Source organism: Streptomyces sp. ISL-36 (assembly GCF_018614205.1).
Lineage (GTDB): Bacteria > Actinomycetota > Actinomycetes > Streptomycetales > Streptomycetaceae > Streptomyces.
The window spans coordinates 1-21,465 of sequence record NZ_JAGGOS010000147.1 but is presented as its reverse complement, the minus strand read 5'-3'; the positions used below and the strand labels follow the sequence as shown (position 1 = coordinate 21,465).

At 72.9% G+C, this 21,465-nt stretch carries 17 protein-coding genes and 2 pseudogenes; 12 read left to right on the top strand and 7 right to left on the bottom strand.

Annotated features, from left to right (window positions below; all coding sequences use genetic code 11):
- Nucleotides 1–1,710: hypothetical protein (locus tag J7E93_RS31980; RefSeq protein WP_251067379.1), on the top strand; the 1,710-nt coding region annotated here is incomplete at its 5' end.
- Nucleotides 1,711–1,733: 23 nt separating this feature from the next.
- Here J7E93_RS31980 and J7E93_RS31975 read toward each other — a convergent pair.
- The gene (locus J7E93_RS31975) at nucleotides 1,734–2,384 is read right to left on the bottom strand and encodes a class I SAM-dependent methyltransferase (RefSeq protein ID WP_215073526.1); all 651 of its coding nucleotides are present in this window, start codon (nucleotides 2,382–2,384) and stop codon (nucleotides 1,734–1,736) included.
- 288 nt (nucleotides 2,385–2,672) lie between these two features.
- Here J7E93_RS31975 and J7E93_RS31970 point away from each other — a divergent pair, with 288 nt between their 5' ends.
- Nucleotides 2,673–3,986: a phytase gene (locus J7E93_RS31970; protein WP_308368853.1), complete on the top strand. Its 1,314-nt coding sequence runs from the start codon at nucleotides 2,673–2,675 to the stop codon at nucleotides 3,984–3,986.
- 130 nt (nucleotides 3,987–4,116) lie between these two features.
- On the opposite strand, the gene J7E93_RS31965 is transcribed toward J7E93_RS31970, so the two are convergent.
- Nucleotides 4,117–4,560 carry a DUF4259 domain-containing protein gene (locus J7E93_RS31965; RefSeq protein ID WP_215073525.1) on the bottom strand — a complete coding sequence of 148 codons (444 nt, stop codon included), beginning with the start codon at nucleotides 4,558–4,560 and terminating at the stop codon, nucleotides 4,117–4,119.
- A gap of 191 nt (nucleotides 4,561–4,751) precedes the next feature.
- Here J7E93_RS31965 and J7E93_RS31960 point away from each other — a divergent pair.
- The 3 genes and pseudogenes from J7E93_RS31960 to J7E93_RS31950 all read left to right on the top strand — a co-directional run bounded on the left by J7E93_RS31960 (nucleotide 4,752) and on the right by J7E93_RS31950 (nucleotide 9,677).
- Nucleotides 4,752–6,982, top strand: a pseudogene (locus J7E93_RS31960) (acyl-CoA dehydrogenase).
- On the top strand, nucleotides 6,949–8,145 hold the full coding sequence (locus tag J7E93_RS31955; RefSeq protein WP_215073524.1) for a lipid-transfer protein: 1,197 nt from the start codon (nucleotides 6,949–6,951) through the stop codon (nucleotides 8,143–8,145). The pseudogene J7E93_RS31960 and the gene J7E93_RS31955 overlap by 34 nt, the downstream one beginning before the upstream one ends.
- 86 nt (nucleotides 8,146–8,231) lie before the next feature.
- A complete protein-coding gene (locus J7E93_RS31950) occupies nucleotides 8,232–9,677 on the top strand; it encodes an MFS transporter (protein WP_215073523.1) in 1,446 nt (481 codons plus the stop codon).
- Between the two features lie 59 nt (nucleotides 9,678–9,736).
- Here the strand turns inward: J7E93_RS31950 and J7E93_RS31945 are convergent, their stop codons facing one another.
- The 4 genes and pseudogenes from J7E93_RS31945 to J7E93_RS31930 form a co-directional block, all read right to left on the bottom strand.
- Nucleotides 9,737–10,342 (bottom strand): response regulator transcription factor, encoded by a 606-nt coding sequence (locus tag J7E93_RS31945; RefSeq protein ID WP_215073522.1) that lies wholly within the window; start codon nucleotides 10,340–10,342, stop codon nucleotides 9,737–9,739.
- Entirely contained in the window at nucleotides 10,339–11,508 is a 1,170-nt protein-coding gene (locus J7E93_RS31940; RefSeq protein WP_215073521.1) for a sensor histidine kinase, read from the bottom strand. Before J7E93_RS31940 ends, J7E93_RS31945 begins: the two co-directional genes overlap by 4 nt.
- Nucleotides 11,509–11,518: 10 nt before the next feature.
- On the bottom strand, nucleotides 11,519–12,238 hold the full coding sequence (locus tag J7E93_RS31935; protein WP_251067377.1) for an ABC transporter permease: 720 nt from the start codon (nucleotides 12,236–12,238) through the stop codon (nucleotides 11,519–11,521).
- Nucleotides 12,239–12,429: 191 nt separating this feature from the next.
- Nucleotides 12,430–13,335, bottom strand: a pseudogene (locus J7E93_RS31930) (ABC transporter ATP-binding protein); the annotation flags it as partial.
- A 258-nt stretch (nucleotides 13,336–13,593) separates the two neighbouring features.
- Here J7E93_RS31930 and J7E93_RS31925 point away from each other — a divergent pair.
- The 3 genes from J7E93_RS31925 to J7E93_RS31915 are packed head-to-tail and all read left to right on the top strand — an operon-like array spanning nucleotide 13,594 to nucleotide 16,515.
- Nucleotides 13,594–14,448 (top strand): MaoC/PaaZ C-terminal domain-containing protein, encoded by an 855-nt coding sequence (locus J7E93_RS31925; RefSeq protein WP_215073520.1) that lies wholly within the window; start codon nucleotides 13,594–13,596, stop codon nucleotides 14,446–14,448.
- A 31-nt stretch (nucleotides 14,449–14,479) separates the two neighbouring features.
- Nucleotides 14,480–15,556 carry a Zn-dependent alcohol dehydrogenase gene (locus tag J7E93_RS31920; RefSeq protein WP_215073519.1) on the top strand — a complete coding sequence of 359 codons (1,077 nt, stop codon included), beginning with the start codon at nucleotides 14,480–14,482 and terminating at the stop codon, nucleotides 15,554–15,556.
- A 14-nt stretch (nucleotides 15,557–15,570) separates the two neighbouring features.
- Nucleotides 15,571–16,515: a 3-oxoacyl-ACP reductase gene (locus J7E93_RS31915; protein WP_215073518.1), complete on the top strand. Its 945-nt coding sequence runs from the start codon at nucleotides 15,571–15,573 to the stop codon at nucleotides 16,513–16,515.
- A gap of 304 nt (nucleotides 16,516–16,819) precedes the next feature.
- Here the strand turns inward: J7E93_RS31915 and J7E93_RS31910 are convergent, their stop codons facing one another.
- Nucleotides 16,820–17,941 carry a hypothetical protein gene (locus tag J7E93_RS31910; RefSeq protein ID WP_215073517.1) on the bottom strand — a complete coding sequence of 374 codons (1,122 nt, stop codon included), beginning with the start codon at nucleotides 17,939–17,941 and terminating at the stop codon, nucleotides 16,820–16,822.
- 301 nt (nucleotides 17,942–18,242) lie between these two features.
- On the opposite strand from J7E93_RS31910, the gene J7E93_RS31905 reads away from it, so the two are divergent.
- From J7E93_RS31905 to J7E93_RS31890, 4 genes are all read left to right on the top strand, one after another.
- A complete protein-coding gene (locus tag J7E93_RS31905) occupies nucleotides 18,243–19,277 on the top strand; it encodes an ABC transporter substrate-binding protein (protein ID WP_215073516.1) in 1,035 nt (344 codons plus the stop codon).
- Between the two features lie 82 nt (nucleotides 19,278–19,359).
- A complete protein-coding gene (locus tag J7E93_RS31900) occupies nucleotides 19,360–20,178 on the top strand; it encodes a Nif3-like dinuclear metal center hexameric protein (RefSeq protein WP_215073515.1) in 819 nt (272 codons plus the stop codon).
- Complete coding sequence (locus J7E93_RS31895) at nucleotides 20,175–20,918, top strand: zinc ribbon domain-containing protein (RefSeq protein ID WP_215073527.1); 744 nt, start codon at nucleotides 20,175–20,177, stop codon at nucleotides 20,916–20,918. Before J7E93_RS31900 ends, J7E93_RS31895 begins: the two co-directional genes overlap by 4 nt.
- Nucleotides 20,918–21,465: reverse transcriptase-like protein (locus J7E93_RS31890; protein ID WP_215073514.1), on the top strand; the 548-nt coding region annotated here is incomplete at its 3' end. The genes J7E93_RS31895 and J7E93_RS31890, both read left to right, overlap by 1 nt.

The window sequence follows — 21,465 nt, the reverse complement described above, 5'->3', positions numbered from 1 at the left end:
GTGTACGGGGCGCCGGGCTCGACCGGGCCCGCCGGAGCAGGCGGGGCCGGTGGGACCAATGGGACCGGTGTGCCCGGTGCCGTACCGCCGCCGCCCGCGCGGCCGCCGGGGTTTCCCGCGCCGCCCGCGCCCCTCGCGCCGCCGCCCGGACCGCCCGTGCCGCCGGAGTCGAACCCGGCGCAAGCCGTGCTCGTCGGGCTGCTGAACCTGTCCTGCCTGGGGCTCGGCTACGTGCTCCTCAAGCAGTGGCGTGCGGCCGCCGTCTGCTGGGTCGCGACCGCGGCCCTGCTGCTGATCGCGCTGCCGGCCGACGTGGACGGTGTTCCCGTCGGCGTCCTGGCCGGTTACGCCGTGTTCCTGCTGGCCGCCGCAGCGGACGGCGCCCGGCGCGGCCTGCGGGCCCCGCTCGCCCTCCGCAGCGCCGGAGCGACCTCCGGACCCACCTCCGCCTCCACGCCCGCCGGTCGGCGCCTCGCGCTCCCGTTGGCGCTCGCCGTGGTCCTGCTGGTCGTCCCCGTCGGCGGCTCGGTGGCCTACGGCGTGGCGCGGGACGAGGCCGTGGAGCAGTCGCTCCTCGACCGCCTGGCCGCGGCGGACGCGCTCGTGAAGTCCGGCGAGGGGCAGAGCTTCACCAGTTCGGAGCACAGCTACGGCCAGGCACTGGCGGCGTACCAGGACCTCGGCACGCGGCATGCGGGGTCGCGCGCCGGGCGTCTCGTGCCCGACCGGCTCGCCGCCTACTGGACGAGCGTGTCCTCGGCGTACGAGAAGAAGCGGTACTGCGACGCCGTCCCCGCGCTCAAGCATCTGCGCGCGCTCCCGGACACGGTGGACCGCGCCCTGCTGACCGGACTCGTCGGCAAGGCCGACGACCCGCTCGCCCACTCCTGGTACGAGTGCGGCATCGCGGGGCTCGGCGCAGCAGGGACCGAGACGACGGCCGGCGACCACCTCAACGCGCTGCTGACGACCTTCCCCCAGTCCTCCTACGCGCGGCAGGTCGAGCCCACGGTCCGGGAGAGCATCCGGACCAAGGCCGCCGGCATCACGGGCGGCTCGACCGACCCGTGCGCGGTGGTCGTCGAACTGCGCCGCCTGTCGACCACGGTCGACCTGCTGCCCCGGGCCACGTTCGCCGGAGCCTCGCGGGACGCCGGCCGGGCGATCGAGAACGGCGACTTCGCCTGCGGGGTGAAGGAGTTCAAGGACAAGAGCTACACCGACGCCATCCAGACGATGACGGAGTTCGCCGAGAAGTACCCGAACAGCTCCAAGGCCGCGCACGCGCGGAGCATCGCCATCGCCGCCGAGATCGCCGACGAGGAACCCGCCGCCGGGCGGCAACTGCCGCCGGCCAAGGCGCCCGGCGGCTCCCGGATGGTCATGGTCGTGTCCAACGACGGCCCGGGCGAGGTCGAGCTGCTCTACACGGGCCCGGTCACCGGACGGGTCACGCTCAAGGCATGCGGGACCTGCAAGGCGTACCGGGGCAGCCTCGCCCTCAACGCCCCGAAGATCAAGGCGTGCTCGGGCCCGTCGTCGACGTACCCGAAGACGACACTCCTGCTGCCCGCCGGCAATTACCACTTCCTCCAGAAGCGGGACAGCTCCATCGGCTCCTCCGCCGCCGACAAGGCGAGCACGAGCAAGATCGAGCCCGGCTACAGCTACACGAACTGCCTCTACGTCACATCCGGCTTCGGGTTCTGACGGCCCACCCTTGACAGCCCCTCTCAGCGGTCGACCCGCCGCAGGACCCGCAGGGAGTCGGTGACGGAGACCTCCTCGAAGTCACCGGACTCCAGGGCCCGGAGGTAGATGCGGTACGGCGCCTGGCCGCCGTCCCGCGGGTCCGGGAAGACGTCGTGGATGACGAGGACGCCGCCGGCGGCGACTTTGGGGGCCCAGCCCTCGAAGTCCGCCGTCGCGTGCTCGTCGGTGTGCCCGCCGTCGATGAAGACGAAGCCCAGCTCGCCCGCCCACACCTTCGCGACCTGAGGAGAGCGCCCGACGACCGCGATCACGTGCTCCTCCAGTCCGGCCGCGTGCAGGGTCCGGCGGAAGGACGGCAGGGTGTCCATCAGGCCCACCTCGGGGTCCACGACGCTCGCGTCGTGGTACTCCCACCCCGGCTGCTGCTCCTCGCTGCCCCGGTGGTGGTCCACGGTCACCGCGACCGTCCCGGCCGCCCGGGCCACGTCCGCCAGAAGGATCGTGGAACGCCCGCAGTACGTGCCGACCTCGAGCAGCGGCAGACCGAGCTGTGCCGCCTCGGTGGCCGCCTCGTACAGCGCGAGCCCCTCCTTGACCGGCATGAAGCCCTTGGCCGACTCGAACGCGGCAAGGATCTCGGGCTTCGGCGTGGCGGCGGGCTCGGCGGCCATGGGCGGGTCCTCCTACTACGGGCTACTGGCGGGTACGCAGGTGAGAGCGCCCATGGTGCCCTACGCGTCGCACTCGAACCACACCGTCCCTGGCCCTACGGTCTCCTCGCCCCCGCCGGTCCTCGCCGCCCTCTGTCGGGGGCGCACCCCGGCAGCCCGGTACACCCGTCACCGACCGCCCGCTGAACCAGTAGAGCTGACGGGTCATCCGATGTTCACAGCGGTGTTCGGTCCCGCTCACCCGTCACCCCTAGCGTCTCGCCAGTCCGCTTCCTACCGAGGAGTATCGTGAGCGCTTCCGCTGTGACGGCTCTGGCCGCCGCCTTCTTGCTGGTGTCCGGGGCCCCCGCCCAGCCGGTCCCCGTCACCGCGCGCGTCGAGACGCCCGCCGTGTACGACGACGAGGCGGGCGGCAACGCCGACGCCGACGATCCGGCCGTGTGGGTCGACCCCACGAGCCCCGGACGGAGCATCGTGATCGGCACCCTGAAGGAGGCCGGGCTCGACGTGTACGGGCTCGACGGCAGGCGGTTGCAGCACATCGCCGCGCCGGCGGCGCCCGGTGAGGACGCCGCCCCCGGCCGGTTCAACAACGTCGACGTCGTCTACGGCTTCGAGCTGAACGGCAGGAAGACGGACCTGGCGCTCGTGAGCGACCGGGGCCGTGACCGGATCCGCGCCTTCGCGATCGACCCCGCCGCCGTCGCGGCGGGCAGGCCGCCGCTCAAGGACGTGACGGCGGCCGACGTACGGCCGGTCTTCGCCGCGGACGAGGGCGAGGTCGACGACCAGCGCACGGCCTACGGGCTCGCCGCGTTCAGCGACGACGAGGACGCGTACGTCGTCGTGTCGCGGCGGGAGGAGACCCGCCTGCGGCTCCTCGAACTGGAGGACCGCGGCGGGCGGGTGGGTTACCGAACGAAGGACACTCTCGACCTTCCCGCGGCCTTCGGTCTGCCCGACGGGACCCGCTGGGCGCCGTGCGCAGACCCCGGGGAGCTCCCGCAGGTCGAGGGCATGGCTGTCGACCAGGAGGAGCACGTCCTCTATGCGGCCCAGGAGGCCGTGGGGCTGTGGCGCATCGACCTCGACGACGAGGAGTTCGACACCCCGGAGATGATCGACCGCGTCCGCGAGTACGGCACGCCGTGGACGTACGACACCGCCGAGGAGGAGTGCGTCCTCGACACCGCCCACGACCCGGGCTTCGGCGGGCGGCACCTGAGCGCCGACGCCGAGGGCGTCGCGGTCTACCACGCGGCGAACGGTGCCGGGTATGTGCTCGCGTCGAGTCAGGGGGACAACGCCTTCGCCGTCTACGGCCGGGAGGGCGGCAACCAGTACATCGGCTCCTTCGCCGTCACCGACGGCCCGGCCACCGACGGGGTGCAGCACTCCGACGGCTCCACCGTGGTCAACGTCCCTCTCGGGCGCTCCTTCCCGAATGGCCTGCTGATCACCCACGACGGCGAGGCCGCCCCGGCGGACGGCGACCGTGAGGGAACCAACTTCAAGTTCACCCCCTGGGACTCGGTGGCGACCGCCTTCCCCGAGCCGCTCACGATCGACACCGGGTCGTTCGACCCGCGTGACACCGACTGATACCGCCCGGTGCAGGGGGCGACGCGGACCGACGGAGCCAACGCGGACCGACGGAGCCAACGCGGACCAACGCGGACCGGCGTGGACCGGCGTGGACCGGCGCGGACCGATCGGGCCGCGGCGACCCCTCTCAGCGGCGGCCGGGGGCGAGCGAGGTGTGCTCGCCCCCGGCCGCGGTCAGTACACCCCGCAGCGCCACGATGCCCGCCTTCCACGGCTCGCCGTGCTCCGTCTCACCCCACAGCTCCAGGAGCTCGGACGGCCCGGTGAGGACCCGGTCGAGCGCCTCGACCGCGAGCGGGCGCAGGTCCGTCGGCAGCTCCGGCAGGGGTTCGTCCGGCCCGTAGGGCGTGGTGACCGGCTCGCCGCCCGGGCACTGTGCCGCGATCAGCGCCGCCGCGGCGACGGCCTCCACCGCCACGTCGGCGTCCAGATACGCGTCCCCCGTCCCGGCCACCTCGCGCAGCCTGTCGGACAGCAGCGCGGCGCGCTCACCCGCCGGCAGGTCGTCGAGGTCGCCCGAGAAGTCCGCGGCGGTGTCGTTGTCGAAGTGACCGATGTCCCAGGTGCCCATGACGTGTTCTCTCCCGATCGACGTGTCGCGACGTGACCGCATCGTGGCAGCAGGCTCTGACAATCGGCCGTTCCCCCTGCCGCGGCATCGCGTGCGCCGGCGGGGGAGGCGCGTGATGCGGCCCCGAACTCCTTCCGTAACTGACCTTCCGTCAGATTGAAACGTGTTCTAGTCTGCCGCGCATGAGCATCATGGGCATCGCCATCACGCGGGAACAGCGGGAGTTGGCCACGTCCGTGCGCGGCTGGCTCACGCGCGCCGCGCCTCGTGAGGACGTACGGAAGCTGCTCGACGCGCCGAAGGGCAGCGCCACCGGCCGCCCCGCCCATTGGGACGCCGCCGCCGAGCAGGGGCTCCTCGGCATCCACCTCCCCGAGGAGTACGGAGGGGGCGGCGGCGATCTCGTCGATCTGGCCGTCGCCCTGGAGGAGGCCGGGCGGGCGGTGCTGCCGGGGCCGTACCTCCCCGCCGTCCTCGCCGCCGAGCTGCTCCACCGCTCTGGGGCGGGCGACCTGGTCGCGGAGCTCGCCGGCGGGGCGCGGGTCGGCGCCGTCGCCCTCGCCCCTGGCGCTCTCGTCGCGGTCGAGACCGACGGCGGGCTCGTCCTCGACGGGACCACCCCGCCCGTGCTCGGCGGCGCCCAGGCCGACCTGCTGATCCTGGCGGCCGCCACCGCCCGCGGCACCGTCTGGGCAGCCGTGGACGCCCGTACCGAAACCCTCTCCGTACGCCCCCACGAGAGCGCCGACCCCACCCGCCCGACCGCCGAGGTCACCGCCACCGGGACCCACGTCCCGGCGGACCGGGTCCTCGCCCTCGACTCCGTACCCGTACACGACCTGGCGGCCGTGCTGTACGCGGCCGACGCCTGCGGGACCGCCGCACGGGCGCTGGAGACGGCGGCCGAGTACGCGAAGGTGCGCGAGCAGTTCGGGCGGCCCATCGGACAGTTCCAAGGGGTCAAGCACCTGTGCGCCGAGATGCTCGTACGGCTCGAACAGGCCCGCGCCCTCACCTGGGACGCCGCCCGGGCGGCCCGCGAGGAGGGCCCACCGCAGACGCGGTCCCTTACCGCCGCCCTCGCCGCCGCCACCGCCCTCGACGCCGCGTACGACTGCGCCAAGGACTGCATCCAGATCCTCGGCGGCATCGGCTTCACCTGGGAGCACGACGCCCACCTCCTCCTGCGCCGGGCCCTCGTCGCCCGCCAGCTCCTCGGGCCGGGCGACACCCACCGCGCGCGGGCCGCCCGGCTCGCCGCCGACGGCGCCCGGCGCGAGCTGCGCCTCGAACTTCCCCCCGAGGCGGAGCCGTCCGCAGGCGGGCACGCCAGGCCCTCGCCCCCACCGTCGGCCTCGACCCGGCCGCCGCCCGGCGCACCCTCGCCCCCACCGGCTACGCCGCCCCGCACCTGCCACCGCCCCACGGGCTCGGCGCCGGCCCCCTCCAGCAGCTCGCCGTGCAGCGGGAGCTGGACGCGGCGGGCATCCGGCTCAGCGGTCTGGGGATCGCCACCTGGGTCGTACCGTCCCTCCTCGCGTACGGGACCGAGGAACAGCGGACGCGCTACCTCCTCCCCACCCTGCGCGGCGACCTGCTGTGGTGCCAGCTCTTCTCCGAGCCCGGCGCCGGGTCCGACCTCGCCTCCCTGCGGACCCGGGCCGAGCGCACCGACGACGGCAGCGGCTGGCGCGTCAACGGACAGAAGGTGTGGACGAGCGCCGCCCGAGAAGCCGACCACGGCATCCTGCTCGCCCGCACCGACCCCGACGCGCCCAAGCACCGGGGGCTCACGTACTTCCTCGTCGACATGAAGAACACCCCCGGGATCGACATCCGGCCCCTGAAGGAGATCACCGGCGACTCGCTCTTCAACGAGGTCTACTTCGACGACGTACTGCTCCCGGCCGACGCCGTCGTCGGCGAGGTGAACGACGGCTGGCGCGTCGCCCGCAACACCCTCGGCAACGAGCGCGTCCACATGGCCGACCAGGTCGCCTTCGACTCCGGCCTGGAGGCGCTGATCGACCGCGCCGCCGACGCCGACGGCGCCGTACGGGTGCGTGTGGGAGCCCTGGCGGCGGAGGCGCACGCGCTCGCCTGCATCGGCCTGCGGACGACGACGCTCCAGGTGTCCGGCCTGGAACCGGGGGCCGGGGCCAGCGTCCGCAAGCTCGTCCAGACCGTTCATCAGCAGAAGGTCGCCGAGCTGACGCTCGAACTGCTGGGGCCCGAGGGCGCGGTGCGGGAGGGCCCGGGGGAGCGGGCCGTGCACGGACTGCTGATGTCGCGCTGCCTGACCATCGCCGGGGGCACCACACAGGTCCAGCTCAATGTCGTCGCCGAGCGCCTGCTCGGCCTGCCGAGAGACTCAGAGGGAACGCGACCATGGCCAAGGCCTACATCGTCGGCGTCGGGATGACGAAGTTCGAGAAGCCCGAGACGCGTGACTGGCAGTACTGGGACATGGCCGAGGAGGCCGGAGGCGCGGCGCTCGCCGACGCCGGGATCTCGTACGAACAGGTCCAACAGGTGCCCGTCGGCTACTGCTTCCAGGCCTCGACGGCCGGGCAGCGCGCCGCGTACCGACTCGGCCTGACCGGTGTCCCCGTCTACAACGTCAACAACAACTGCGCCACCGGCTCGACGGCGCTGATGATGGCCCGGCAGTTCGTGGAGGGCGGGATCTCCGACTGCGTGCTGGCGCTGGGCTTCGAGAAGATGGCACGGGGCGCGCTGGGCGGTGGTTCGGACGGAGGAGACTTCAAGACGTCTCCGGTGGCCCGGCACTACGGGATCATGGCCGCCGCCCACGGGTTCGAGATGTCCCCGCCCACCGCGCAGATCTTCGGCAACGCGGCCCGCGAGCACATGGAGCGGTACGGGACGACCGAGGTGCAGCTCGCCGCCGTCGCCGCCAAGAACCACCAGCACTCGGCGAACAATCCGAACGCCCAGTTCCGGGACGCGTACACGGTCGAGGAGATCCTCGCGGCCAAGACCATCCACCGGCCGCTGACGAAGCTCCAGTGCTCGCCGACCTCGGACGGGGCCGCGGCCGCCGTCGTCGTGTCGGAGCGTTTCGTGGTCGAGCACGGGCTGCACGACAAGGCCGTCGAGATCGCGGCGCAGGCGATGACGACGGACACGGGAGAGTCCTTCGACTCCGGTTCCTGCATCGACGTGGTGGGCCGGCCGATGTCCCGGGCCGCGGCCCGCCAGGTGTACGAGACGTCCGGGCTCGGGATCGAGGACGTGGACGTGGTCGAGCTGCACGACTGCTTCTCCGTCAACGAGCTGCTGACCTACGAGGCCTTGGGCATGTGCGAGGAGGGCGCCTCCGGCAAGCTCGTCGAGTCCGGCGCGACGACCTACGGCGGGCGCTGGGTCGTGAACCCCTCGGGCGGACTGATCTCCAAGGGCCACCCGCTGGGCGCCACCGGCCTCGCCCATGCCGCCGAACTGGTCTGGCAGCTGCGCGGCGAGGCGGGGCCGCGGCAGGTGCGGGGGGCGCGCGTCGGCCTGGCGCACAACATCGGGCTGGGCGGGGCGGCGGTGGTGACGATGCTGCGCCGCAGGTCCTAGGTTCGTGCCCGGACAAGTCCTAGGCCGACGCCCGGACTCGACCTAGGACCGATTCCTGATGTACGGGCCGCAGGCGGTCTGCGACCATGACACGCATGGTTCAAGCCGAGTCAGCCACCGAGCAGTCCGCCGCCCCGATACGTACCGCCCCCCGCGCCTGGCTCGTGGTCCTCGCCGCCTGTGCCGGTCAGTTCCTCGTCGTCCTCGACGTCTCCGTCGTGAACGTCGCCCTGCCGTCGATGCGGGCCGACCTCGGGCTCTCCGCCACCGGGCTGCAGTGGGTGCTCAACGCCTACTCCATCGCCTTCGCCGGTTTCATGCTGCTCGGCGGTCGGGCGGCCGACCTCTTCGGCCGGAAGCGGATGTTCCTCCTCGGGCTGGGGCTCTTCACCGCGGCCTCCGTCGCGGGCGGCCTCGCGCAGGACGGCTGGCAGCTCGTCGCCGCCCGCGCCGTACAGGGCCTCGGCGCCGCGGTCCTCGCGCCCGCGACGCTCACCATCGTCACCGCCGCCGTCCCGGCCGGGCCCGCGCGGACCAGGGCCATCGGCACCTGGACGGCGGTCGGGGCGGCCGGCGGCGCGGCCGGCGGGTTCGTCGGCGGCGTCCTGGTGGACCTGCTGTCCTGGCGCTGGGTGCTCCTGATCAACGTGCCGATCGGCGCCCTGGTCCTGGTCGGCGCGGCCGTGTGGCTCCGCGAGAGCCGTACCGGGACCGCCGGGCGACGCCTGGACCTGCCGGGCGCGGTCCTGGTCACGGCGGGCCTCGCGTCCGTCGCGTACGGCATCGTGCAGACCGAGGAGACGGGCTGGGGCGACCGGGCCACCCTGGTCCCGCTGTTCGGAGGCCTCGCGCTCCTCGCGGTCTTCGTCGCCGTCGAGGCGCGCACGGCGGCCCCGCTGATGCCGCTGAAGGTGTTCCGCTCGCGAGCGGTCTCGGCCGCCAACGTGGCCATGCTGGTGTGCGGTTCGACCTCGTTCGGCATGTGGTTCTTCATGACCGTGTACGCCCAGAACATCCTCGGCTACACCCCGCTCCAGGCCGGGCTCGCCCTCGTCCCCAGCTCGATCAGCGTCATCGTCGCCTCCAAGCTGGCCCCCCGCCTGATGCCGGCGACCGGCGCCCGCAACCTGGCCGTCATCGGAGCCCTGGTCTCGGCGACCGGCTTCGGCTGGCAGTCGATGATGACCGTCGACGGCACCTTCCTGACCATCATCCTCGGCCCCGGCATCCTGATGATGGCCGGCATGGGCCTCCTCATCACCCCCCTCGCCACCCTCGCCACGTCGAGCGCGGCCCCCGCCGAAGCGGGCCTCGTCTCCGGCCTCGTCAACACCTCCCGCACGATGGGCGGCGCCCTGGGCCTCTCCGTCCTCTCGACCGTCGCCGCGGCGCGCACCGGCGGCTCCACCAGCCCCGAGGCCCTGACGGACGGCTACGCGCTGGCGTTCCGGACGGCGACGGGCGTACTGGTGGCGGGGGCCGTGCTCATGCTGGCGTGGCTACCGCGCCCGGAGCGCACACGACAGCCCTAGAGCCGGTGGCCTCCGCGCCCGGGCTCGCGCCGCGACACGCGGGGGCGCAGGCGACAGGTCTACAGCCAGCCCTGCTGCCGCGCCGCCCGCATCGCCTCCATGCGGTTGCGGGTGCCCGTCTTGCCGATCGCCGAGGAGAGGTAGTTGCGGACCGTCGACTCGGACAGGTGGAGCTTCGTCGCGATGTCGGCGATCGTCGCGCCGTCCACCGAGGCCGCCAAGGCGTCCCGTTCGCGGGCCGTCAGCGGGTTCGGGCCCGCGCTGAGAGCCGCCGCCGCGAGGGCCGGGTCGATGACCGTTTCGCCGCGGAGGGCGCGGCGGACGGCCTCGGCCAGCTCCTCGACGGGGCCGTCCTTGACCAGGAAGCCGACCGCGCCCGCCTCCATCGCGCGGCGGAGGTAGCCGGGGCGGCCGAAGGTCGTGAGGATCAGGACCCGGCAGTCCGGGGCCTCTTCGCGGAGGTCCGCCGCCGCCTCGAGGCCCGAGCGGCCCGGGAGCTCGATGTCGAGGAGGGCCACGTCGGGGCGGGAGACGAGGGCCGCGTCCACGATCTCGTCGCCACGCCCCACCTGGGCGACCACCTCGATGTCCGGCTCCATGCCCAGCAGCAGGGCCAGCGCCCCGCGCATCATGCCCTGGTCCTCGGCCAGCAGGACTCTGATCATCGCGTCGGCTCCCCCTCGTGCGGGCCAGGGGTCTCCATGGGCAGCTCCGCGGTGACCCGGAACCCGCCCCGTGCGGCCGGTCCCGACTCAAGAGTGCCGCCTGCCGCCGCGACCCGCTCGCGCAGCCCCCGCAGACCGCTCCCCGGCCGGGGCGGGCCGGCGGCCGGGCCCCGGCCGTCGTCCGTGACCGTGAGGCGGACCCGGTCGGGGGCGCCGTCGAGCGCGATCTCGCAGCGGGACGCGCCGCTGTGCCGTACCGCGTTCGTCGTGGACTCCCGCACCACCCAGCTGAGCAGCGCCTCCGTCCGGGGTTCCAGGAGAGGGCCCGAGCGACGGACCACCGGCTCGATGCCGGCCGAGGAGAGCGCGTCGCGCGCCCGGTCCAGCTCGGTCGCCAGGCTGCCCTCGCGGTAGCCGGTCACCGCCTCCCGTATCTCGGTCAGCGCCTGGCGGCCCACCGACTCGATGTCCGCGACCTGTGCCAGGGCGGCGTCGAGGTCGCTCGGTGCCAGGCGGCGTACGACCTCCGACTTCACGACGATCACCGAGAGCGTGTGGCCGAGCAGGTCGTGCAGGTCGCGGGAGAACCGCAGCCGCTCCTTCTCGACGGCCGTCCTGGCCAGCTCCTCCCGGGTCGCCCGCAGCTGCCGGACCGTCTCGTCCAGGGCGAGGATCGCCGCCGTCACCATGACCGAGATGAACGTGCCGTAGACCACGCCGAACGAGTTCCAGCCGTCCCGCCAGAACGTCACCACCCCGACCGCCAGGACCAGCGGGAGGGTGATCACGGGCAGACGCCTCCCGCGCCGCACCACAGCCCCGACCGCGAGGCCCAGGAGGGGGAAGAAGAGCAGCCACTCCCTTCCGTAGCCGATGGCCAGCGCGAAGGTGAGCGCTCCCAGCGCCGCGAGAAGCCACCAGGTGAGCGGGGCCTCCCGCCGGCGCGCGTCGAAGGCCCGGAAGACGATCGCGATGTAGAGCGTGTTGAAGGTGAGCAGGCCCAGGCCCCCGATCCACGGGTTCGGTGCCTCGCCCTGGAGGAGGTGGGAGAGCGCGCCCACCCCCATCAACAGCCACGGCAGCAGGCTCAGTCCGCTCGGCCCCCGCTCCGACCGTTCCCGCTCCCGTGCCCGCGCCGCCACGGTCCACCGCTGCCAGGTCCTCATCCCCGCTCCCTCACGCCGTCCCCGGCGAACGACGGTACGAGACCGCCGCGTACGCGCCGAACAGCACCGTCCACACGGTGAGTACGGCCAGGGCCGCCGCTCCCGGAGCCGCCCCCTCGGTCACCGCCACTCCCAGCTCCGCGAAGCGGTTCGTCGGGGTGTACGCGGAGATCGTCCGGAGCCAGTCGGGGAAGAGCGCGACCGGGAACCACAGGCCGCCGACGACGGCGAGCCCGAGGTTGCAGGCGACGTTGACGACGCCGGTGGTCTGGGCCGTGAGCCGGTAGCCGTTGCCGATACCGAGCAGGGTGAAGGGGAGGGAACCGAGCCACAGCGTCAGGGCGACCAGAATCCACTGTCCGGCCGCCATCCGTACGCCGTTGGCGAGACCTCCGGCGAGGAGGACCCCCGCGATGGCGGGGAGGACGACCACCGATCCGGTCAGGGCACGGCCGGTCACCACCTGCCGGGGTGTCATGGGAGTGATCCGCAGTTGCCGCAGCCAGCCCGTGGACCGGTCCTCGGCGACCCCGGTGCCGAGGGAGAGCGCGGCGCCGAGCGCCCCGTACGCGGCCATGCCGACCATGGCGGACGTCCTGAACGCGTCGTCGTCCGTACCGAGGTTGGTGAAGAGCAGGTACATCATCACCGGGACGCCGACGGTCGAGATCGCGAATCCTGTGTCGCGCAGGGTGCGGCGCACCTCCAGGCGTACGTACTCGATGATCATCGCGAGGTCTCCCGAGTCTTCAGGGTGTCCGGAGCCTTCAGGAGGCCTGGGGTGTCCAGCGGGTCCGGAGGGTCCCGAGGGTCCCGAGGGTCCCGAGGGTCCCGAGGGTCCAGGGGGTCCTGAGGGTCCAGCGGGTCCGGAGTGTCCCGGGCGTCCCGGGCGTCCCGGGCGTCCGGGGGCCCGTCGGGGCTCACGGGTTGGAGGGGCTTGGGGGTGGTGAGGGCGAGGAAGGCGTCGTTGAGGGAGACCGGGGCGACCTCCAGGGTCCGGACCGCGTCCCGCGCCGCGAGGGCGCGGACCGTGGCGTCGGAGTCCTCGGTGCGCAGCCGGGCGCGGTCGCCCCGGACCTCGACCGAGGTGACCCCGGGCAGCAGGCCGAGCCAGCCCGTCGGACCGCCGGCCAGGTCGAAGGAGACGAGGCCTCCGCCGGCGGCCCGCTTGAGCTCCTCGCCCGTGCCGTCGGCGAGGATCCGGCCGGAGTCGAGGACGACGATCCGGTCCGCGTACGCATCGGCCTCCTCCAGGTAGTGGGTGGAGAACAGGACGCTGTTGCCGCGCCGGGCGTAGCCGCGCATCGCGTCCCAGAACTCCTGCCGGGCCTCGACGTCGAGGGCGGCCGTCGGCTCGTCCAGGACGATGAGTTCCGGGTTTCCGGCGAGAGCGACGGCGAAGCGGACCCGCTGGACCTGGCCGCCGGAGAGCCGGTCGACGCGGCGGCCCGCCGTCTCGGTGAGGCCTGCGAGCTCCAGGGCCTCGGCGACGGGCAGCGGGGCGGGGTAGGTGCGGGCGACGAAGGAGACCAGTTCCCGGACGGTGACCCGGGGGACCGGGCGCCCCTCCTGGAGCATCGCCCCGACCAGGCCGGCCCGCACGGAGCGGACCGGGCTCCGGCCGAAGAGGCGTACCCGACCGCTGTCGGGCTGGTCGAGGCCGAGGAGCAGGCCGATGACGGTGGACTTTCCCGCGCCGTTGCGCCCGAGCAGGGCGACGGTCTCGCCGCGGTGGATGGTCAGGTCGAGGCCGTCGACGGCGCGGACGCCCCCCGCCCCGAAGGTTTTCGTCGCGGATTCGAAGGTGACCGCGGGTTCGTTCTCCATGCCTTTCACGCTAGGAACGGCCGGCGTCCCCGCGGCAGGAGCGCAGGTACGGATCTGGCCGTGACAAATGTCCCGGCACCGGAACTGACGCACCGTCAGGAGGGTTCACAACTCTCTCGTGCTCGGCTATACATGGGGATCACCGACCTAGAACGCGTTCTAGAACGGCGCGTACGGGGCGGTCCCGCACGGCCTCGGTGCGGCCGACGGTGCGGACGGTCGCACCGAGGTCTTCCCTCTCCAAGGAGCAGCATCCCGATGCCCATTGATGCCGCCAAGGCCGTCGCCGCCGAGCCCCGCAGTGCCGAGATCGGCTGGGACCACAAGGACGTCCAGCTCTACCACCTCGGCCTCGGAGCGGGAATCCCCGCCGCCGACCCGGACGAGCTCCGCTACACCCTCGAATCGAAGCTCCACGTCCTGCCCAGCTTCGCCACCGTCGCCGGCGCCGCAATGGGCGTCGTCGGCGGGCTCTCCGCCCCCGGCATCGACGTGAACCTCGCCGCCGTCCTGCACGGCGGCCAGTCCCTCATCCTCCACCGGCCCATTCCCGTCGAGGGCAGGGCCCTCACCACCTCCCGCGTCGCCGCCGTCCACGACAAGGGCAAGGCCGCCGTCCTCGTGCTGCGCTCCGAGGTCGCCGACGACGACGGTCCGCTGTGGACCAGCGACGCGCAGATCTTCGTACGGGGAGAGGGCGGCTGGGGCGGCGACCGCGGGCCCTCGGAGCGGCTCGAACTCCCCGAGCGCGAGCCCGACCGGACCGTCGAGCGCCCGATCCGCGAGGACCAGGCGCTGCTCTACCGCCTCTCCGGCGACTGGAACCCTCTCCACGCCGACCCGGAGTTCGCCAAGCTCGCCGGCTTCGACCGGCCGATCCTGCACGGGCTCTGCACGTACGGCATGACCCTCAAGGCGGTGGTGGACACGGTGCTCGGCGGGGACGTCGCCCGTGTCCGCTCGTACCGCACACGCTTCGCCGGAATCGTCTTCCCCGGCGAGACCCTGCGCATCCGGATGTGGACCGGCGACGGCCGCGTCCAGGCGTCCGTGACGGCCGTGGAGCGGGACGACGCACCCGTACTCGCCGACACCCTCGTCGAACACTCGTAGAACCGCCTGAATCCCTGAGAGGGGCCGCACCATGCGCGCAGCCGTACTGCACGAGATCGGCCAGGACAAACTCGAAGTGCTCGACGACGTCGAGGCGGTGGGCTTCGGCCCCGGCAAGGTGCGGATCCGGGTCAGGGCGACCGGACTGTGCCACTCCGACGTCTCCGCCATGAGCGGCGTGCTCCCGCAGCCGGCGCCGTTCGTCCCCGGCCACGAGGGCGCCGGCGAGATCACCGACATCGGCGACGGCGTCACCGGGCTGAGCGAGGGACAGCGCGTGCTGCTGTGCTGGCTGCCCGCCTGCGGTGTCTGCGCCGCCTGCAAGCGCGGCCAGACCCACCTGTGCCTGGCCGGCTTCATGAACGCCGGCACCCCGAACTTCAAGCGCCCGGGCGGAGACGTCTTCGGTTTCGCGGGGACCGGCACCTTCACCGAGGAGGTCGTCGTCGACGCCGGCTGCGCCGTCCCGATCCCCGACGACGTGCCCTTCGACATCGCCGCCCTCATCGGCTGCGGGGTGACGACCGGACTCGGCGCAGCCATCAACACGGCGAAGGTGGAGGCCGGCTCCTCGGTCGCCGTCATCGGCTGCGGCGGCGTCGGCATCTCCGCCATCCAGGGCGCCAAGCTCCAGGGAGCCGCCCAGATCGTCGCCGTCGACCCCGTCGAGTCCCGGCGCGAGGCGGCCCTCCGCTTCGGCGCGACCGAGGCGGTGACCCCCGACGCGCTCGCCGACGCCAGGCAGCGGATCACCGCGGGGGAGGGGTTCGACTACGTCTTCGAGGTCGTCGGCAAGTCCGCCACCGCCCGCACGGCGTACGAGACGACCCGGCGCGGCGGCACGCTGTGCGTGGTCGGCGCGGGCGCGCTCGACGACTTCCTCCAGCTCAACATGTTCGAGCTGTTCTTCGACGAGAAGAAGATCCTGCCGTCGATGTACGGCGGCGGTGACGTGCTGCGCTCGTACGAACGGGCCATCGCGCTCTGGCGGGCGGGCCGGATCGACCTGGAGTCGCTGATCACCCACCGGGTGCCGCTGGCCGGGATCAACGAGGCGCTGGAGCAGATGCGTACGGGTGTGGCGCTGCGTACCTGCATCGAGATCTGAGAGGAGTTCACGCGATGTCACTCCCTCTTGAGGGGTTGTCCGCGATCGTCACCGGCGCGGGGCGGGGTCTTGGCCGGGCCGAGGCGCTCGAACTCGCCCGGCTCGGCGCGTCCGTCGTCGTCAACGACTACGGGCAGCCCGGGCGCGACGGCTCGGGCGAGGCGTCCGCCGCCCCCGCCGAGGAGGTCGCCGCGGAGATCCGCGCGGCGGGCGGCCGGGCGGTCGCGCACCTCGGCGACGTGGCCGACTTCGAGACCGCGCGGGCTCTGGTCGGCCTGGCGGTGGGCGAGTTCGGGAAGCTGGACATCCTGGTCAACAACGCGGGGATCCTGCGGGACCGGATGGTCTTCTCGATGAGCGAGGACGAATGGGACTCGGTGATACGGGTCCATCTGAAGGGCCACTTCAACACCACGCACTTCGCGGCGGCGCACTGGCGGGGGCGGGCCAAGGCGGGGGAGTCCGGCGTGTACGGCCGGATCGTGAACACCTCGTCGGAGGCGTTCCTCGCGGGCTCGGCGGGGCAGCCGAACTACGCGGCGGCCAAAGGCGGGATCGTGGGCCTGACGACGTCCACGGCGCTGGCGCTCGCGAGGTACGGCGTCACGGCGAACGCGATCTGCCCGCGCGCGCGGACCCGGATGACGCAGGACGTCTTCGCGGGCTTCGCGGAACCGACGACCGAGGCGGAGCTCGACCCGCTGTCCCCCGAGCATGTGGCACCGCTGGTGGGATATCTGGCATCGCCGGCGGCGGGGGGCGTGAACGGTCAGCTCCTGGTCGTCCACGGCGGCATGGTGGCGATCGTGGACCGCCCGAGGGTGGCGGCGAAGTTCGACACGGCGAAGGACGCGTTCACGTACGAGGAGTTGGACGGGCTGCTGACGCCGCACTACGCGTCGCGGCCGACGGGGGAGACGTTCGCGGCGGCGGAGGTCCTGGGCCTCAAGAAGGGCTGAGACGGAGACAGAGACCGGAGGCGGAGACAGAGACGGAGGCGGAGACAGAGACGGAGGCGGAGACAGAGACGGAGACGGGGGCGGAGACACGTGCACCGGCCCCCGATGACTCGGGGGCCGGTGCGTTCCTACTGCGCTTCCGGGTCGCGGCGGTGGCGGCCGTGAGGGGAGGACGCGGAGTCCTCCCGCGGCGCCGCCTCGCCGCGATGCCTACCGGAGCCCTGCGACTCCGACCCGTCCGTGCGTGCTTCCGACATGCTGGAACTCACCCCGTGTTGATCGCTGTTGTCGTGCGGGCGCGAGTCTAGCCAGCGGCTTTGCGGTCGGTGAGAGGTGCCTGCTGCAGGGGGACCGGGCGGCAGATCCGGGGGCCCACGGGGACGAGCGGCGCCAGGGCGACGGGCTCCGGCTCCGGCGGCATCTCCAGGGCCGCCAGACCGCAGGTCGTGCCGTCCGTCGCGTAGGGGAGCCGCAGCACACCCTCCGGCGTCCACAGCCCCGACCCGGCCAGCCATCCTACGGGCGCGGCCAGTTGGTGCATGCGGCGCCCCGACGGGCACCACATCCCGACCCAGCTCCCGGCCGCCGCGTCGATCCGCAGCGCCACCGAGCAGGTCTCCGGCAGCAACGCCTGCCCCGGCTGCACCGCGAACGGCGTCACCGCCGCGTCGTCGAGCCGCAGACACTCGGGGAAGCGGATCGGCAGCAGGCTGCCGAGAACGCCCCAGCCGAGCCGCTCGTGCCCCGGTGACGGAGCGTCGGAACGGATCAGCAGCAGACCGCTGTCCGGGTCCGCCATCAGCAGCCGGTCGTCGCTCTCCTCGGTGATCTGCAGCAGCGGCGTCACCTCGCCGCCGCGCTCGAGATCGACCGCCACCGCCTTCACCGGGCCGTCGTCGAGGCGCCGGTCCAGCGCCAGCATCCGCCCCGTACGGTCCAGCCAGACCCCGCCCGCGCAGCGCCCCTTGACCTCGGCGACCTGTTCAGGACCGAACGCCCCGCCCGCCACCAGCCAGATCGTGGTCGTGTCCGCGCCGACGCACATCGCGTACGCGCAGATGCCGTCCGGCGACGGCGGAAGCAGGGTCAGGTGCGCGGCCTCGACGGAGCCCAGCGGCAGCTCCCCCGTCCCCGGGCCCGTCGGGTACAGCAGTGAGAACGTGTTCCGGTGTCCGTCCACCCGGCGGCCGATCAGGACCCGCCCGTCCGCCAGCGGCACCAACTGCGCGTCTGGCTCCTCGGGCTGGTCGAGCGGGAGCGGTACGGCGTAGGGCTCGGGTCCGTCCAGCGTCCACCGCTCCGCGTACAGGGCGTCCCCCGCGCCCGCGAGCCGCGCCGCGTACGCCCCGTTCGCCGTGATCGTGAACCCGGCCGGGCGCACCGCGCCGTCGTCCTCCGCCGTTGTCTCGATGGCACAGGCTGTCATCGACTCGTCACCTCCGGCCACCGAAGCTAGTTTTCGCACTTCCAGCCGAACAACACGAGCCAGGTCACTTCACACATAAGGGTGGCCAAGTATCGATTCTGCTGAGGAGAGGGGGCCGGTTGTGCTGGAGGGATGAGTGGTGCGTAAGGTAAGGCGAGCCTAAGTGGAGCCGGTGGCTCCGGGTGCGGGACCCGTTCCGTACGCGGTCCGCACGCCGCCGGTTCCGAGCTGGTCCCGAGCCGCTGTCCCCGTCCCGGGGGCGCCCCTCCGTCGCCGTCTTCGCCCGTACAGGAGAACCCAGATGTCCCTCCGCCGCCGCGGCACCGCCGCCGCCGTCGCCCTCGCCGCAGCGCTCTCCCTCGTGGCCTGTGGAAGCGACGGCTCCTCGGACACGGTCGAGAAGGAGGACGGCGGCAAGAAGAAGGACGTGGCCGTCGGAGGCAAGGACTTCGGCGACGCGGCGGCCAAGACCGCCGCGATGGGCACCGACGCCAAGCCCGGCCAGTTCCCGCGCACCCTCACCCACGCGCTGGGCAGGACCGAGCTCAAGGCCGCCCCCAAGCGCGTCGTCGTCCTCGACGTCGGCGAGCTCGACAACGTCGTGTCCCTCGGCATCAAGCCGGTCGGCTACGCCCCCGCCGAGGGCGACGACGGCATCCCCGCCTACCTGAAGAAGGACGCGGGCACCCCCAAGTCCGTCGGCACCATCAACAACCTCAACCTGGAGGCGATCGCCAACCTGGAGCCCGACCTGATCCTCGGCAGCCAGCTGCGCGCCGCGGACAAGTACGACGAGCTCTCGAAGATCGCCCCCACCGTCTTCTCCATCCGCCCCGGCTTCACCTGGAAGGAGAACTACCTCCTCAACGCCGCGGCCCTGGACAAGACCGCCGACGCCAAGGCGAAGCTCGCCGCGTACGAGACGAAGGCGAAGCGGCTCGGCACGGACGTCGGCCCGAACAAGCCGACGATCTCGATGGTCCGCTACCTCCCGGGCAAGATCCGCCTCTACGCCAAGGCGTCCTTCATCGGCACCATCCTCGAGGACGCGGGCCTGCCCCGGCCCAAGAACCAGCAGATCGACGACCTCGCCGCCGAGATCAGCCCCGAGAAGATCGACCAGGCCGACGCCGACTGGATCTTCACCGGTGTCTACGGCGACCCGAAGGCCACCAAGCGCGACACCGCCCAGGCCAACCCGCTGTGGAAGAACCTCAAGGCGGTCAAGGCCGGCCGGGCCAAGGACGTTCCGGACGAGACCTGGTACCTCGGCCTCGGCGTGACCGCGGCCGACAGCGTCCTCGACGACCTGCGCGCCGACCTCGTGAAGAAGTAGCACGCGGTCACACCGGGTAAGCGGAATCTTCCCTGCCCACAGGCAGGACGGCGGGGCACGGAGGGCAGGTAGCCTTTCCTTCGTGCCCCGTCTGTCTGAAGTCATCGCCGCCCTCGACGCCCTCTGGCCGCCCGAGCGGGCCGAGCAGTGGGACGCCGTCGGCACGGTCTGCGGAGACCCCGACGCCGAGGTCCGCCGTGTCCTGTTCGCCGTCGACCCCGTCCAGGAGATCGCCGACGAGGCGATCGAGCTCGACGCCGACCTGATCGTCAGCCACCACCCGCTCTATCTGCGCGGTACGACGACGGTCGCCGCCTCCCACTTCAAGGGCCGCGTCGTCCACACGCTGATCAAGCACGACATCGCCCTGCACGTGGCGCACACCAACGCCGACACCGCCGACCCCGGTGTCTCCGACGCCCTCGCCGGCGCCCTCGACCTGCGGGTCACCGGCCCCCTGGTCCCCGAGAACAACCTCGGCCGGATCTGCGAGCTGGACCAGCCCGAGACGCTTCGAGAGTTCGCCGCCCGCGCCGCCAAGCGGCTGCCCGCGACCGCGCAGGGCATCCGGGTCGCCGGCGACCCGGAGATGACCGTCCGCCGGGTCGCGGTCAGCGGCGGCTCCGGAGACAGCCTCTTCGACGCCGTCCGGGCCGCCGGCGTGGACGCCTTCCTCACCGCCGACCTGCGCCACCACCCGGCGTCGGAGGCCACCCAGCACACACCGCTCGGCCTGGTCGACGCCGCCCACTGGGCCACCGAATGGCCCTGGTGCGAGCAGGCCGCCGCCCAGCTCGACGAGATTTCCGACCGCCACGGCTGGGACCTCCGCGTCCACGTCTCGAAGACGGTCACCGACCCTTGGTCCTCCCACCACCTCTCTCCTGGAGCCCCCAACTGAACGCCGCGCCCGCCGACCAGATCCGACTTCTCGATGTCCAGGCCCTGGACGTACGCCTCCAGCAGCTCGCCCACAAGCGCCGGTCCCTGCCCGAGCACGCCGAGATCGAGTCGCTGAACAAGGACCTCACCCAGCTGCGCGACCTGCTCGTCGCCGCGCAGACCGAGGAGAGCGACTGCGCCCGCGAGCAGACCAAGGCCGAGCAGGACGTCGACCAGGTGCGCCAGCGCGCCGTCCGCGACCAGCAGCGCCTCGACTCCGGTGCCGTCTCCTCCCCCAAGGACCTGGAGAGCCTGCAGCGGGAGATCACCTCGCTGGCCAAGCGCCAGGGCGACCTGGAGGACATCGTCCTGGAGGTCATGGAGCGCCGTGAGTCCGCCCAGGAGCGGGTCGCCGAGCTGACCGAGCGCGCCTCCGCCGTGCAGGCCAAGGCCGACGACGCCACCGCCCGCCGCGACGCCGCGCAGGCCGAACTCGACGGCGAGGCCGCCTCGGTCGGCAAGCAGCGCGAGCTGATCGCCGCCTCCGTCCCGGCCGACCTGCTGAAGCTCTACGAGAAGCTGCGCGAGCAGCAGGGCGGGGTCGGCGCGGCGCGTCTGTACCAGCGCAGGTGCGAGGGCTGCCACATCGAGCTGAACATCACCGAGCTGAACGAGGTCCGCGCGGCCGCGGCCGACACGGTGGTGCGCTGCGAGAACTGCCGCCGGATCCTGGTCCGTACGTCGGAGTCCGGCCTGTAATGACCGCCACGAGGACGGCCCCGAGCGAAGTCGTCGTCGAGGCCGACGGGGGCTCCCGGGGCAACCCAGGGCCCGCGGGGTACGGGGCGGTGGTCCTGGACCCGGTGACGGGCGAGACGCTCGCGGAGGCAGCCGAGTACATCGGCGTCGCCACGAACAACGTCGCCGAGTACAAGGGCCTGGTGGCTGGTCTCAAGGCGGCGCGCGAGCTGTTTCCCGACGCCGTGGTCCATGTCCGGATGGACTCCAAGCTCGTCGTCGAGCAGATGTCCGGCCGCTGGAAGATCAAGCACCCGGACATGAAGCCGCTCGCGGCGGAGGCCGCCCGGGTCTTCCCGGCCGGGCGGGTCCGCTACGAGTGGATCCCGCGCGAGCAGAACAAGCACGCGGACCGTCTCGCCAACGAGGCGATGGACGCGGGCAAGCGAGGCATGCGGTGGCAGCCGTCGGCGTCCTCGGCGGCCTTGGCCGCCTCGGACGCGCGCGCGGCCCGCAACGCCGCGACGCCGCCCCCGTCCGGTCCCCCCGGCGACGCGACGGCGGGCGC

What these genes read in the sequence shown, in the direction of transcription:
- J7E93_RS31975 (WP_215073526.1), bottom strand. Translation starts at nt 2,384, where the DNA reads ATGGCCGCCGAGCCCGCCGCCACGCCGAAGCCCGAGATCCTTGCCGCG.
- J7E93_RS31965 (WP_215073525.1), bottom strand. Translation starts at nt 4,560, where the DNA reads ATGGGCACCTGGGACATCGGTCACTTCGACAACGACACCGCCGCGGAC.
- J7E93_RS31955 (WP_215073524.1), top strand. Translation starts at nt 6,949, where the DNA reads ATGGCCAAGGCCTACATCGTCGGCGTCGGGATGACGAAGTTCGAGAAG.
- J7E93_RS31950 (WP_215073523.1), top strand. Translation starts at nt 8,232, where the DNA reads ATGACACGCATGGTTCAAGCCGAGTCAGCCACCGAGCAGTCCGCCGCC.
- J7E93_RS31945 (WP_215073522.1), bottom strand. Translation starts at nt 10,342, where the DNA reads ATGATCAGAGTCCTGCTGGCCGAGGACCAGGGCATGATGCGCGGGGCG.
- J7E93_RS31940 (WP_215073521.1), bottom strand. Translation starts at nt 11,508, where the DNA reads ATGAGGACCTGGCAGCGGTGGACCGTGGCGGCGCGGGCACGGGAGCGG.
- J7E93_RS31935 (WP_251067377.1), bottom strand. Translation starts at nt 12,238, where the DNA reads ATGATCATCGAGTACGTACGCCTGGAGGTGCGCCGCACCCTGCGCGAC.
- J7E93_RS31925 (WP_215073520.1), top strand. Translation starts at nt 13,594, where the DNA reads ATGCCCATTGATGCCGCCAAGGCCGTCGCCGCCGAGCCCCGCAGTGCC.
- J7E93_RS31920 (WP_215073519.1), top strand. Translation starts at nt 14,480, where the DNA reads ATGCGCGCAGCCGTACTGCACGAGATCGGCCAGGACAAACTCGAAGTG.
- J7E93_RS31915 (WP_215073518.1), top strand. Translation starts at nt 15,571, where the DNA reads ATGTCACTCCCTCTTGAGGGGTTGTCCGCGATCGTCACCGGCGCGGGG.
- J7E93_RS31910 (WP_215073517.1), bottom strand. Translation starts at nt 17,941, where the DNA reads ATGACAGCCTGTGCCATCGAGACAACGGCGGAGGACGACGGCGCGGTG.
- J7E93_RS31905 (WP_215073516.1), top strand. Translation starts at nt 18,243, where the DNA reads ATGTCCCTCCGCCGCCGCGGCACCGCCGCCGCCGTCGCCCTCGCCGCA.